The 15,582-nt window shown below is 62.8% G+C and carries 5 protein-coding genes; all 5 read right to left on the bottom strand.

Annotated elements, in window-relative coordinates:
• Positions 1-140: 140 nt before the first annotated feature.
• Positions 141-3,071 (bottom strand): BTAD domain-containing putative transcriptional regulator, encoded by a 2,931-nt coding sequence (locus MB901379_RS11040; protein WP_158016734.1) that lies wholly within the window; start codon positions 3,069-3,071, stop codon positions 141-143.
• Positions 3,072-3,189: 118 nt separating this feature from the next.
• Positions 3,190-6,120 carry a BTAD domain-containing putative transcriptional regulator gene (locus tag MB901379_RS11035; RefSeq protein ID WP_232022107.1) on the bottom strand — a complete coding sequence of 977 codons (2,931 nt, stop codon included), beginning with the start codon at positions 6,118-6,120 and terminating at the stop codon, positions 3,190-3,192.
• 327 nt (positions 6,121-6,447) lie between these two features.
• On the bottom strand, positions 6,448-11,028 hold the full coding sequence (locus tag MB901379_RS24550) for a PE family protein (RefSeq protein ID WP_232022045.1): 4,581 nt from the start codon (positions 11,026-11,028) through the stop codon (positions 6,448-6,450).
• 755 nt (positions 11,029-11,783) lie between these two features.
• Complete coding sequence (locus MB901379_RS11020; RefSeq protein ID WP_158016732.1) at positions 11,784-13,676, bottom strand: PE family protein; 1,893 nt, start codon at positions 13,674-13,676, stop codon at positions 11,784-11,786.
• Positions 13,677-13,849: 173 nt separating this feature from the next.
• Positions 13,850-15,436 (bottom strand): PE family protein, encoded by a 1,587-nt coding sequence (locus tag MB901379_RS11015; RefSeq protein WP_158016731.1) that lies wholly within the window; start codon positions 15,434-15,436, stop codon positions 13,850-13,852.
• Between the last annotated feature and the right edge of the window lie 146 nt (positions 15,437-15,582).

Raw genomic sequence — 15,582 nt, 5'->3', positions numbered from 1 at the left:
CGATGATTTTGCATGGTTATGCAGTTCTTTGCAAATCCATTCTGTGCATTGCCCGGGCGGTGTCGTCGCCGTCAAGCCGTCGGCTTCGGCCCACCGTTCTTGCCGATCCTAGATTGGGCTGGCCGATGTCGGATCGCGGCCTAGATGATGGCAGCCGCCGCGGGTTGGGTGTAGCGCTGCAGCGACCCTCGCGCCCGGGTGACCGCCGCGGGACCATCGGCGCCCGCCGCCCATTCAACGTCCAGCCGCCCTGCACCCAGGCGGTCCTCCAGGGCCGTCAGCTGAGTTGCACGCAACGGCGACGGCTTGCCCGCCGTCAGCAGTGCGAAGTGCAAAAACAACGCATCCTCGTCAGCGCCGAGCCGAACCAGCAACCGAGTGACGTAGCGCAGGCTGATCCACATCTCTGACCAGTCTCCGACTCTGTCCCAGTGGTCAAGCACTTCAACGAAGAGCCGGGCCGCTTCTCTGGGATCGCCGTGCACGCCTCGCGTAGCCGCGGCCTCCATTAATGCGATGCCATACCACCAGAAATTTTGCGCCTGCCCGGCCAACCTCGCGGCCTCGTCAAACAGGGCCAGCGCACGTGCGGGCTCAGACTTCTTGAGCAAGAAGCCCAGGGAAAAATAGGCGCCCGACCGGGTCGTGGGGTTGGCGGTGCTTTCGGCGACCTCCACCGCCTCCCGGCCCGCCAGCAACGCGTCCTCGGAATTGAACAACACGCGCTGACACACCGCCACCGTGCTAAGCGTCTGCGACAGCCGGATCGGATCGCCAACGCGCCGCGCATGATCTGCCGCGCCCCGCCAGTACGCGAGGACACCGTGCACGTCACCCTCGAACAGCGCGACGTCGGTCAGCGCGTCCGCCGGGTAGGCAAAGCGCGCGGTACCAGGGCCGGGAATGCGCCCGGCGGCGAGCGGCGCCAGACGACGTACCCGACCAAAGTCGCCCTGGGCCCAGGCGGCCCGCGCGGCGGTACCCACAACGGCGGCATACAACGGGTGGTCCGCATCGGCGATGTCGATGACGCGCTCGGCCCAACCGGCCACCTCATAGCCGATCCTGAGCGCGCAGAGCTCCGATGCCGACGCGACCAGCCGTAACCCAAGATCGGCGTCTTCATCGGCCATTGCGCACTCGAACGCGGCCCGCAGGTTGTCGTAGTCCGGCAACATCCGCTTGACCCAATCCCGTTCATCGGGACCCTGTACACCAACGCCGGCACGCTCAACAAGCTCGGTGTAATACGTCGCATGCCGCCTCGCATATTGCTCGGCGGTCCCACACTCCTGCAACCGATCTCGCGCGCACGCGCGCAAGGTTTCTAGCAAGCCGTAGCGAGTCCGATCGCTCACGCTGCGCACGACCACCATCGATTTGTCCACTAGCCCAGCTAGTAGCTCGAGCGTGTCGTCCTCGGTAGCACCGTCCAACCCACACACTCCGTGTGCGGCGTCCAGGTCGAACGAGCCAGCAAACACGGACAGGCGGGAAAAAAGGGCTTGCTCGGATTCGCTGAGCAATCTATACGACCAGTCGATGGTCGCGGCCAGGCTCTGCTGGCGAGGAAGCGCCCCGCGCGAGCCGCCGCGCAGGAATTCCAGGCGGTCCAGGCGGCGAACCACGTCGGGGGCACTCATCACCCGCATCCGCGCCGCCGCGAGTTCCACTCCTAGCGGCAGGCAGTCAACCCGCCGACAGATCTCGGCCACCACGCCGTCCGGCTGATCCTCCAGCTTGAAGTCCGGCCGGCCCGCCCTGGCCCGATCGGCGAACAACTGGGTGGCATCGGTCACGGCTAGCGGTGGCGTCACCACGATTCGCTCACCCTCGATGCCCAGGGGTTGCCTGCTGGTGGCCAATACTGACACCCGCGGGCACTGTTGCACGATTCGCTCTACCAGTCTTGCGGCCGCCTCCACGACGTGCTCACAGTTGTCGACGACTACCAATGCCGCACGCGCCCTTAGGTATTCGATTACGGATTCTTCTATGTCCAAGCCCGGTTGTTGCCGCAATCCCAGCGCGGCCGCAACAGTGTGTCCCACCGCGTCGGGGTGATCTAGCGGTGCCAGTTCGCAGATCCATACCCGGTCAGCAGACTCCGCCTGGGCGTCGCGCGCGACCTCCAGCGCCAACCGAGTCTTACCGACACCGCCCACTCCGGTTAGCGTCACCAGCGGGCTCTCCCGCAGGGCGCCGATGACGCTGGCCTGCTCCTGCTGGTGTCCCACGAAGCTAGTCACCCGCCGCGCCAGGCCCGGATGTGCGACCTGCGCCGGCACCGTTGCCGGGTGGCCTGGCCCGGTCCGATCCGGCTGTGGCATCGCGCCGTCGGTCTCGCCGGCAAGGATGTGTTGATGCATCTGCTTTAAGGTCGAACCGGGATCAACGCCGAGTTCGTCAACCAGCCGCTGGCGCATATGCCGGTAGGTGGCCAGCGCGTCGGCTTGGCGGCCGCTGCGGTATTGGGCCAGCATCAATTGACCGGCCAACCGTTCATCCAGCGGGTGGACCGCTAGTTCAGCGGTCAGCCCCGCCAGCAGCTCACTGTGGCGTCCAGTGCGCAATTTGGCGTCGTTGCGGTCCAGTTCCACCGAACGCCGCTCGGACTGCAAAGCGCGCCGCATTTCGTTTGCCCATGGCGTGTCCAGAGATGCAAAGGGTTCGCCACCCCACAGGGCGAGCGAACGATCAAACAGCGCCGCCGCCTCAATCGGGTCCGGGGTCGACCGCGCTTGAGATGCCATTGCTCGGAAGCGGAACAGGTCGATCGACAACGAATCCGCTTCCAGCACATAGCCACCCGAGCCACGCGAAATCACCACGCCACGAACTTCGGCGAGCAACGTTCGCAGCCGAGACACGTAGCTTGTCAACGAACCACGGGCCGAGTACGGCGGCCGGTCCGACCAAACCCGATCAACTAGATGATCCACCGAGACAGGATGGTTCACATCGACCAGCAGCGCGGCCAGCACACACCGCTGACGCGCATGTCCTAGGTCGAGCCGTTGCCCGTCGACCAAGACCTCGACATCGCCGAGCAGGCGGAACTCGACGGTCATTGAGGTACACCCTCTCTGCAAAGGCGCACAGCAAACGGTGTGGCGGGTACTGCGAGCATACGCGGCAATTAGTCGCGCAATGAATATGCCGCAGCATTCGCACCGTCAGATCGACACGCTATACGTCGAGGTGGCATGGTCCGGCATAGCGTCGCAGGCGCGACGCCGCCCGAGCGACTGCGTTCGCCCCGCTGACCTCCCCGCTTGGGCTGGCAGCCAAGCCGTCCGCGCCCACCCGTGCGGTGAGCCCCTGCAGCAGTTCTGCACGTAGCGGCGGGGGCTTGCCCGCGGCGACAACGGCGCTGTGGACAAACAGGGCATCCTCGTCGGCGCCGAGCCGGGCCAACAGACGCGCGACGTAGCGAAGGCACACCCACTGCTCAGCCCAGTCTCCGACGCGATCCCAATGGTCGAGCACCTCGATGAACATTCGTGCCGCGGTTGCCGGATCTCCTTGCACCGCACGTGTTCCCGCGGCCTCCATCAACGCGATGCCATACCACCAGAAATTCTGCACATCCCAGGCGAGCCGAGCCGCCTCGTCGAACAATTCCAGCGCACGCTCGGGCTCGGATTTTTTGAGCAAAAAGCCCAACCCGAAGTAGGCCATCGACTGCGCCGTCGGGTTGGCCATGCGATCGGCGACGGCCACCGCCTCCAGGGCGGCCGGCGAAGCTGCTTCTGTGTTACCCAGCACGCCCTGACAGCCCGCGAGTGCGGAGATCGCTTGCACCAACCGAAGCGGGTTGTCCTCACGCCGAGCGCGATCTACCTCGGCTGCCCAGTACGTTGACGCTTTGCTCGCGTCGCCAACAGCGAGGGCCGCATCGGCCAGCACGTCGGCCGGATATGAGATGCGTGCGCAATCTCGCCTTGGAAGACGATCCTCGGCCAGGGCCACCAGGTGGCGCGCCCGCGAGGAATCACCGAGATTCCAGGCACCCCGCGCCGCCACGCCCACGACCTCGGCGAACAGCCGATGCCCCGGATCGGCAACCGCAACCAGTCGCTCGGCCCAGCCGGCTACTTCGTAACCGACACGCACCCCGATAAGTTCAGGCAACGATGCGATCAGTCGCATCGCAACATCGATTGCGCCGCTGAGCATTGCCCACTCGAACGCCGCGCGCAGATTGTCATTGTCGGGCAGAATCCGCTCAATCCAGTCACGCTCGTCGGGGCCGTGCACACCCACGCCGGCCAACTCGGCGAGTTCGGTGAAGTACATCGCATGGCGTGAGGCATAACGGGAATCACTTCCCTTCTCCTGCAGTCGTTCTCGTGCGTAGGCGCGCAGCGTTTCGAGGATCCCGTACCGGGTCCGGCCAGCAACACTCAGCACGGTCACCATCGATTTGTCGACCAGACTGGCTATCAACTCCAAGGTTTCGTCGTCACCGACGCCGTCTGCACCGCACACCTCGTGAGCGGCATCCAAATCGAAAGACCCCGCGAACACCGAAAGCCTGGCAAAAAACGCTTGTTCGGATTCGGTAAGCAAGTGATACGACCAATCGATTGTCGCGTTCAGACTCTGATGTCGAACGAGCGCTCCCCGCGCACCGCCACGCAGTAGACGCGAATCATTTAGGCGCCGAAGCATATCGGCTGCACTCATCGCCCGCGTGCGTGCCGCGGCCAGCTCTATGCCCAACGGCAGACAATCCACCCGCCAACAAATCTCGGCTACCACCCCCACCGGCTGGTCGTCCAATGTGAAGTCTGGCCGGCTCGCACGAGCCCGGTCGGCGAACAACCGGGCCGCATCCTCCACCGCCATGGGTGGCACCACAATGATCCGCTCACCCTCAATGCCCAACGGTTGCCGGCTAGTCGCCAATACGCAGACGCCGGGGCAGTGCCGTACGATCCGCTGAACCAAGTTCGCGGCAGTCTCAAGCACGTGTTCGCAGTTATCGACCACCAACAGACCTTCTCGCGCCCGCAGGTACCCGATTACCGATTCCTCGATGTCAAGGCCCGGCTGTTGGCGCAACCTCAGCGCCAAAGCAACGGTGTGCCCCACCGCATCAGCGCTGTCCAACGGTCCCAGCTCGCAGATCCACACATTGTCCGCGACGCGCTGCTGCTGCTGGCGCCGAGCTACCTCGAATGCCAACCGCGTCTTGCCCACCCCACCGACCCCAGCCAATGTCAGCAGAGGAGCCTGTCGCAATGCGTCTGCAGCCTGCGCCAATTCTTGTGCGCGACCCACGAAGCCGGTCACGCGCCGCAAGAGACTCGATGCCGATTCAGCACCGACCGGCGCTATCCACGGACCCGAGCCACCCCGCGATGCACCCTCCGATGCCTGCATACCCGGTTCTTCGGCAAGAATGCGCTGATGCACCTGGTGTAGCTCCGGGCCGGGATCCACCCCTAGCTCCTCGGCGAGCCGCTTGCGCATCTCCCAATAGGTGCGCAGCGCTTCCGCGCGCCGACCACTGCGGTACTGGGCCAGCATCAATTGGCCCGCAACACGTTCGTCCAATGGGTGGGCGCCCAACGTCGTAGCAAGCCCCGCTAGCAGCTCGGCGTGGCGTCCCGCTTTCAAAGCGATGTCGTTGCGGTCCAGTTGTACCGCAAGTCGCTCGTGAACAAGGGAACCGCGAAGGTTGTTCACCCAAGGTGTGTCAAGGAATGCGAGGGGCTGCCCTTTCCACATGTCCAGTGCACGGTCAAGTACATCTGCGGACTCGCCCGGGTCCAGCATCGCGCGTGCCTGGGCAACCAAGTGCCGAAAGCGATGCAAATCCACCGACGCTGCGTCAGTGGTAAGCACATAACCGCTCGACCTACGCGAAATCGACGCACTTTGGGTACCAGCAACCAGATTCCGCAATCGAGACACGTAGCTTGTCAAGGAATTGCGAGCCGAAAAAGGCGGCGCATCCCCCCAAACGCGGTCAATTAACTGCGCCACGGAAATCGTACGGTTCGCCTCGACCATCAACGCGGCGAGCACGCACCGTTGACGCGCATGGCCAAGTTCTAGTCGCCGCCCGTCGACGAGAACTTCCACTTCTCCGAGAAGGCAGAACTCGACCATCATCCGAGTGCAACCCTTCTGCGGAGGCGCGCGGCAATCGCAGCGTATAGGCAATGCGTAACATACGACGCGAATGGCAGTCGTTGTTCGAACAGTATTACAGAGGTCGTATCTCGTCGCTGCCAAATTGTCCCTGTATTGCCCTATGCCTCTATGCCGCACGCCTTTCGGGCATCGGCGCAAGCGACCGCGCCAGCCGGTCCCACCAGCGTCCTTGACCACGGCCTGGTCACCGTCGCGCTCGCGCTGCTTTGACGCCTGCGCGTCAGGCCACTACCTTGGCTTGCAGCCAGTAATGCGGTGTGCCACTCGTCTCAGGCCACCAGGCTACGTACCGACCTGAACGCCGAAGCTAGCGCTTAAGGCCGCCTGGATCGCCAGTTCAAGGTTGGCCAAAGCTGCGCGGATATCGGCCGCTAGACCGAGAGCACCCTGGTCCAAAGCGGTCAAAATGACGCCGCCGGTCTGGCCAAGTCCAGCAGTGGCATTCACAATCCCAGTCACGAGCGTCGTACCTGCCTGCGACAGCCCCGGGAACGCGACACCCAGGGTCGCCCCCAGCGCACTAGTTAATGTTCCGCCAATCTGCGCGGCGGTGTTCTGCCAGATCATGGCGAGTGCTTCTCCCGTTTGCAAGAGCCCGGAAGCACCCGCACCGAAGGTGCCCACCAACGCTTCACCGGTACCGATGAGACCCGAAAGCGCACCGCCAAAGCTGCCCGCCAGCGTTGCACCGGTCTGCGCCAACCCCGATAGCGTGTTGCTAATACCCGCCGTTAGGGCGGTGCTCAGCTCCGCCGACAGGTTCCCACTTAAGCTGGCCGACAAGGCCGTTGATAAGTTGGCGGCCAACTCCGGCAAGCTTCCGCCAAAGGCGCCTGCCAGGGTGCCGGCCAGGGCTTCGCCGGTTTGGACCAACCCGTTGAGCCCGCCGCTAAACGCGCCAACCATCGCCGGAATCGAGCCGCCCAGTCCAGCCTGCAATGCCGCACTTAGCTGGGCCGCCAACGCCGGCACGTTGAAGCCACCCATAAGGCTGGTCGCCAACGACTGTCCGGTCTGGATCAACCCGCTAAGGCCCCCATTAAAGGCGCCCACCAGCGCCGGAACCGAACCGCCCAGGCCGGCCTGTAGCGCCGCGCTCAGCTGGGCCGCCAAAGCCGGCGCATTAAAGCTACCCGCGAGGTTGATTGCCAGCGCCTGTCCGGTCTGGATCAAACCGTTGAGCCCGCCGTTGAGAGCAGCCACGAACGCCGGCGCGTTAAACCCCGCCGCCAAATTGACTGCCACAGCTTGCGTTGTGTCGATCAGCCCATTAAGCCCTGCGTTGAATGCGGCGACCAACGCCGGGGCGTTGAAACTCCCGGCCAAACCTGCGGCGAACGTCTGCCCGATCTGAACCAGGCCATTCAACCCACCACTAAACGCCCCCACCAACTCCGGAAACGCCGCACCAAAACTGGCCTGCAACGCCGCATTAAACTGCGCCGCCAACGCCGGCAAACTCAACCCACCAGCCAAATTCACCAGCAGTGTTTGCCCGGCCTGCACCAACCCACTCAACCCACCACCAAAACCAGCCGCCACATTGGCCAACAACTCCTGACCGGCCTGCACCAACCCACTCAACCCACCACTAAACGCCCCCACCAACTCCGGAAACGCCCCACCAAAACTGGCCTGCAACGCCGCATTAAACTGCGCCGCCAACGCCGGCAAACTCAACCCACCACTTAACGCCGCCAGCAGTGTTTGCCCGGCCTGCACCAACCCACTCAACCCACCACCAAAACCAGCCGCCACATTGGCCAACAACTCCTGACCGGCCTGCACCAACCCACTCAACCCACCACTAAACGCCCCCACCAACTCCGGAAACGCCCCACCAAAACTGGCCTGCAACGCCGCATTAAACTGCGCCGCCAACGCCGGCAAACTCAACCCACCAGCCAAATTCACCAGCAGTGTTTGCCCGGCCTGCACCAACCCACTCAACCCACCACCAAAACCAGCCGCCACATTGGCCAACAACTCCTGACCGGCCTGCACCAACCCACTCAACCCACCACTAAACGCCCCCACCAACTCCGGAAACGCCCCACCAAAACTGGCCTGCAACGCCGCATTAAACTGCGCCGCCAACGCCGGCAAACTCAACCCACCAGCCAAATTCACCAGCAGTGTTTGCCCGGCCTGCACCAACCCACTCAACCCACCACCAAAACCAGCCGCCACATTGGCCAACAACTCCTGACCGGCCTGCACCAACCCACTCAACCCACCACTAAACGCCCCCACCAACTCCGGAAACGCCCCACCAAAACTGGCCTGCAACGCCGCATTAAACTGCGCCGCCAACGCCGGCAAACTCAACCCACCAGCCAAATTCACCAGCAGTGTTTGCCCGGCCTGCACCAACCCACTCAACCCACCACCAAAACCAGCCGCCACATTGGCCAACAACTCCTGACCGGCCTGCACCAACCCACTCAACCCACCACTAAACGCCCCCACCAACTCCGGAAACGCCCCACCAAAACTGGCCTGCAACGCCGCATTAAACTGCGCCGCCAACGCCGGCAAACTCAACCCACCACTTAACGCCGCCAGCAGTGTTTGCCCGGCCTGCACCAACCCACTCAACCCACCACCAAAACCAGCCGCCACATTGGCCAACAACTCCTGACCGGCCTGCACCAACCCACTCAACCCACCACTAAACGCCCCCACCAACTCCGGAAACGCCCCACCAAAACTGGCCTGCAACGCCGCATTAAACTGCGCCGCCAACGCCGGCAAACTCAACCCACCACTTAACGCCGCCAGCAGTGTTTGCCCGGCCTGCACCAACCCACTCAACCCACCACCAAAACCAGCCGCCACATTGGCCAACAACTCCTGACCGGCCTGCACCAACCCACTCAACCCACCACTAAACGCCCCCACCAACTCCGGAAACGCCCCACCAAAACTGGCCTGCAACGCCGCATTAAACTGCGCCGCCAACGCCGGCAAACTCAACCCACCACTTAACGCCGCCAGCAGTGTTTGCCCGGCCTGCACCAACCCACTCAACCCACCACCAAAACCAGCCGCCACATTGGCCAACAACTCCTGACCGGCCTGCACCAACCCACTCAACCCACCACTAAACGCCCCCACCAACTCCGGAAACGCCCCACCAAAACTGGCCTGCAACGCCGCATTAAACTGCGCCGCCAACGCCGGCAAACTCAACCCACCAGCCAAATTCACCAGCAGTGTTTGCCCGGCCTGCACCAACCCACTCAACCCACCACCAAAACCAGCCGCCACATTGGCCAACAACTCCTGACCGGCCTGCACCAACCCACTCAACCCACCACTAAACGCCCCCACCAACTCCGGAAACGCCCCACCAAAACTGGCCTGCAACGCCGCATTAAACTGCGCCGCCAACGCCGGCAAACTCAACCCACCACTTAACGCCGCCAGCAGTGTTTGCCCGGCCTGCACCAACCCACTCAACCCACCACCAAAACCAGCCGCCACATTGGCCAACAACTCCTGACCGGCCTGCACCAACCCACTCAACCCACCACTAAACGCCCCCACCAACTCCGGAAACGCCCCACCAAAACTGGCCTGCAACGCCGCATTAAACTGCGCCGCCAACGCCGGCAAACTCAACCCACCACTTAACGCCGCCAGCAGTGTTTGCCCGGCCTGCACCAACCCACTCAACCCACCACCAAAACCAGCCGCCACATTGGCCAACAACTCCTGACCGGCCTGCACCAACCCACTCAACCCACCACTAAACGCCCCCACCAACTCCGGAAACGCCCCACCAAAACTGGCCTGCAACGCCGCATTAAACTGCGCCGCCAACGCCGGCAAACTCAACCCACCAGCCAAATTCACCAGCAGTGTTTGCCCGGCCTGCACCAAACCACTCAACCCACCACCAAAACCAGCCGCCACATTGGCCAACAACTCCTGACCGGCCTGCACCAACCCACTCAACCCACCACTAAACGCCCCCACCAACTCCGGAAACGCCCCACCAAAACTGGCCTGCAACGCCGCATTAAACTGCGCCGCCAGGTCGGGCAGACTGCCACCGAAGTTAGCCAAAATGCTTCCGCCGGTTTGGATTAGTCCGCTAATCCCCCCACTGACGTTTCCAATCAGGTTTGCCGTCACGGTTTGGCCGGTCTGAAGCAGCCCGCTAAATCCGCTATTGAACGCCGCAATCAGCTCAGGAAGACCGAGATCGAAGCTGCCTGACAGTGACGCGCTCAGCTGGGCGCCTAACGAACCACCCAAGGTCAGGGCCTGGGTGAGAGCGGCGTTTGCCTGGGCACTTAGTCCAACGCCGAAGCCCGATATCAACGCACCGAAGTTCTGCAGCGAGTTGCCCATCGCGACGATGGCCTCACCGGTTTGAACCAGCCCCGTGCCGATGCCGGACACGATGGCGCCACCGGTCTGCAACGCTAGACCCGAGACGCCCGAGCCGAAAGCCGTCGCCAGCGAGCTGGCGGTTTGAAGCGCAAGCTCACCCGTCAAACCGGCCATTAGCCCACCACTGAGCTCCGCGCCCACTGCGGCGGCGGCGCTTTGACCCGTTAAGAGGGCAACACCATTCGCTACCTCCGCTTCCAGATACGAAGCGGCGGACCCGCCCATCGCCTTGACGAACGCATCATGGAAGGCCGACGCTTGTGCGCTGACGGCTTGATATTCCTTGCCGAACGTGCCGAATAGCGCTGCGATTGCGGCTGATACCTCGTCCTCCCCCGCAGCCGCCAATGCGGTGGTGGGCGCTGCGACCGCAGCACTCACCTCTTGCAGCGCTGATTGAATACCTGCCAAGTCTTGGGCTGCCGCTTCGAGTACCTCGGGCACCACGTTAACAAAAGACATGTTCATCGTCCCCACGCAAATGAACGGTCTGTAACGCGATGAGGCCCGATCCCATCAGCGAACTCAACGTAATCCGCTGTGGCACAGCAATTGCGGAAAATCATCATTTTCACGTGATTGAACCCATCGCCGCACACTGTGGCCTGAAGGACGAACTCAACTCGGGGTGGCGGGTCCCACTGCTCGGTGCGGCAGCCTGTCAGCGAAGAGGCCGCGTTGCCCCATGTGGAGTGGGCGCCACCGGCTAACAAATTGCCGCATAGTAAATTTCACATCATGCTCGACTCCGCCGTTCCGGCGCTGGACTCCGGCTTGGCATCACGTCGATCATCAGCTGTCTTATCGTGCCGCGCAACATGTTAGACATATTGTGAGCGTCTAGATGAACACACGACAAATAGCGAAGCGGAGACCACCGCGACACCCGGATACCTTGAAAGCCGAAAGGCGAACGCTGAGCGCCCTTTCCACCACAGTGCTAGGCACCACCATCACAACCAACGTCGGGAGTGGTTGCCTAAGAACGCACCGGGTTTGGACTCCTCTTCAATTCCGGGTTACGGCACCGATAGCAATCACGCTGTATACCAATAATTTAGGTTCGTGAGAATCGCGAAGATGCTTTTCGAGGCGTCTTCGCGCAGTTATCCCGTTGACACATTGAGACGGTTCCGGCGAGCGTCGCATGGATCAACGACGAAATGCCGATGGCCCATACGATGTGCACTGCGGATCGGCGTTCCGGCGCACGGGTACTACGCTGGTTTGATTGCCTCAGCAAGTTGGTGGGGCACGTTGTTGACCAGGGTGGGGACCAATCCGCCGAATTGGGTACCGCCAAGGGTCAAGTCGATCGGGATATCGATACCAAGAATTTCGAGCGGCACCGTCGCCGTAATGGGGTGCGGTGGAACGAGAAGCCCCTGGAAGGGCAAATGAATGACGACCGGTATGTTGAGGGGCCCAATGATCGGCACGTCGAACGTCACCGGCAACGCCATATCGACGATGGTTTCGCCATTGAGGAAGCCATCCAGGAAGAGCGCTGGAGCGTCAATGAGACCGCTTGCCACCATAAGTGGATTTCCGGTCGCGACTCCATTTCCAATCGTCGTCCCTGCGGTTGCGAGCCCGTCAAGTCCGGCAACCGGCGCTCCGGCTACCCCGAACAAGACGGATAGCGGCAATCCAAAGTTTGCTCCGAGAACCAGCGCCGGAGGATCTAGGGTTCCCGAGATCGTGGTCGAGATGCTGGTATCTGTGAGCACATTGACGACGTTGGCCAAGTTGTGTGTCATCTGGGCCGGAATCGAACCGGCAGGCAAGAGGTTGCTCAAACCTTGAATGTCTTGACCAGGGATGGCCAGGATCGGGAACAGATCGGCTACCGGTCCCAGCAACCGAATATCGTTCAAGTCGCTGGTATCAAATCCAGTGATAAAGACATTGAGCAAGGCCTTCGTAGCGTCATTGACTGCCAGGTGGTAGTCCCCGGCCGCAAATGCCTGTACAGCGGTTTGCATGTCGGACGGGAAACCGGCCAGCCCGATCTGCAGGTCGCGGCCCGCTTCACCTAAAGATGTACCGATCGTCTGGAAGTCGTCAAACGTGCCGTCGGCGAACTGCTGAGCGTACAAGCCCGGGTTGAAGGCGAGCAGGTTCTGGATGCCGGCTTCGATGGTCTCCGGAAGGAGCACTACCTCGGCGGGGAAATTCTGGATAGCCAGGCTCAGATCCTGCCCAAGCAAGTACGCGTAGCCCTGCTGGTTGGCGATGACCTGACGCAAAAGCGGAAATGGGTCGGCCGCCCAAGCATCGGTGAGGGCCATCAAGTTGGTGTTGGTGTTCACGGCAAGTTGCTGCCATGCACCGCCGGGCGCAGGTGCGGTGGGAGTGCCGCCGCTGGGTGGGAACAGACCCGGCAACAATGCCTGCAGCCCACCCAGGCCGGGCAGGCCAGCGAGGTCCCCGGTGATCGCTCCGATCTGCTCAGACAGCAGCGCGGCTCCGTTGCCACTGATCAGGGCCGACAATGCGGTTCCGACCTGTTGGCCTGCGCCGTCGAAGAACGGGGCAAGCGGCCCGTTGCCGATCAGCGCGGTGAGAGCCCCATTGCCGCCGATGAGCGGACCAAAAAGCCCGCCGGTGCCCCCAAAGACAATCGGGTCCAATAACCCACCACTGCCACCGAGGATCCCTCCTACGCCTCCGGTGCCGGCGCCAAACAGCGCTCCCAACAGCCCGCCGCTGGTTTCCGCGGCGGCCGCTGTGCCACCACCCGTAACGGTGGCCAGTGCGGCGTCGCCCAGTGAGCCTTGCATCATCTGGACAGGCGCATTCACAGCACTCAGGAGGTTCTTTTCCGCGTTGGCCAGTTCGGTGCCGAGATATGCGGCAGCACCGCCATTCAACAACCGCACAAACTCGGCATGAAAGGCTGCCGCTTGGGCGTTGACGGCCTGAAATTCCCGCCCGTAGGTGTCGAAAAGTGTGGCGATGGCGCTCGATACCTCATCGGCGGCCGCAGCTGCCACTCCGGTCGTGGGGCCGGCAGCCGCCCCAGCTGCCGCGCCGAGGGCCGAACGAATGTCGGCCAAACTTGCCGCCGCCGCACTCACCGACTCCGGATCAGCAACCACAAACGACATAGCCATCTCCCCTCGAGGCACGACGCGCAACGCTTCGCGCGAGTACCCGATGGTTGTCGATCCCAAACCCGCGAAGTCGCGTTTTCACCGCCGACCTCGCCGGTTCACGCAAAGTTGTCGGCGCGCGATTAGCCAGGGCAGACGCCCAGGAGCGCCTAACGGCCCCGATACGGCTAGCTGAGCTTAATGGCATTCGCTAGCTGTGCCGAGCCATTCAGCAAGCCAGGAATGATGCCGCCGAACTGCGTACCACCAAGCTGGACTGTTTGCTGGATGGGAGGCCCAACAATGGGCTTGAGCACTGCAGTTGCCTGCACGGGCTGGAGCGGGGTGAGGATGCCACCGACCGGAATGTCCGAGGTTAATGATTCAGTTGTGAACCCCGGAAAGGTGAACAAGTCTGTGGGCAGGTCCAGCGTTATCGTCGCTTCGCCATTGAGGAAACCGTTGGCGATAACTGCCGGCGCATCAATAAGCGCACCGACTGCCCCTCCGATATCACCGGTCTGCACGGCATTGATAAAGGTCGTGGCGCTTTGCAGGGCCGCCTGGCCGGTGACAATCGGGGCGCCGATCGCGTCAAGGGCCAGCGTCAGCGGAAGCCCGGTGGTGAACGAGGGATCTAGTAGGGAAATGTTGGCCAGTATCGACGTGTCGGTAAGCGTCACAAGCACGTTGGTCATGTTCTGCGATATCAGACCCGGTATGCCGACGATCGGGAGGAGGTCTCCCAACGCGCCATTGATGGTGACCACCGGCACGTTGCTGTAATCGAAGCCGGTAAACACGAGGTTGAGGTAGCCCTTGCCCAGGGTCTCGACTGCGCCGGTGACGTCGCCGGCGGCCAGCGCTTGGAAAGCCGCCTGGTAGGCCGAAGGCAAGGCAACCAGCCCGGCGCCAAAGTCCTGGGCCGCGCTGGATAGCGACGTCCCGATGGTGTTGGCGTAGACCAGCTGATTGTCCAGGAACTGGCTCAGGAAGGGCGCGGGGTCCGCATCCCAGGTTGCGCCAAGGCTTTGCAGGTTGGCCCAGGTATTGGTGAAGAGGTCCTGATAGGCACCGCCGACCGTGGCGGCCGGGGCCGCCGCCGCCGCGCTGCTCTGTAGCAACGCCGGTGTAGACACGCCAAGCGCCTGCAGGGCACCAGAGACGCCCGACACACTAAGGGCGGAGCCAGCCGCGGTCTCCAGACTCGCGGGGATCCGCAGCAGCGAGGCCGCGCTGCCTTGGGCCGCGGTCAGGGTTGCCGGTGCTGCCACGGCAACGGCGGCCCCCGCATCCGTAACCGCCCCGGTCGCTGTGGCGACACCCGCCCCGGCGGTAGCCGTAACACCACCGACAGCTCCGCCTACCGCCGCCCCCACGGCAGGGACTACGGGGACCACCTGACTGGGTGTGGCGGCGCCAACATCGATCAACGGGTACCCAAGCAGCGCCTGCGCCGGCGCATTTATCAGGTTGATCAGGGTCTGCTGGGCGTTTACCAACTCGGCACTGACATACGCGCCCGCACCGGTATTTAACAGGGCAACGAACTCGGCATGAAACGCTGCCGCCTGGGCGCTGACGAGTTGAAAATCCTGAGCGAAGGAACCGAACAATCGCGAAACCGCAAGCGATATCTCATCGGCGGCGGCAGCCGCCACCTCAGTGGTAGGGATAGCGGCAGCCGCGGTGGCTTCGCCCAACGCCGAGCGAATTCCTGCCAAATCCCCGGCCGCCGCCGTGACCATGTCCGGAACTGTGCTCACAAATGACATAGCCCTCTCCCATCAATTTAATGTGACGGTCACGCGGTGGTCATGAATGCAAAATGAGAATATGCCGGGCCATCTCGGTGGCGCAGGAAAACACATTATTTTGATCGACTACAGCCGACCAGGCCCTGGCGGCTGGTCCAAGACAA

This window comes from Mycobacterium basiliense (genome assembly GCF_900292015.1).
In the GTDB taxonomy this organism is placed as follows: Bacteria; Actinomycetota; Actinomycetes; order Mycobacteriales; family Mycobacteriaceae; genus Mycobacterium; species Mycobacterium basiliense.
This window is presented reverse-complemented; position numbering and strand designations above follow the sequence as displayed.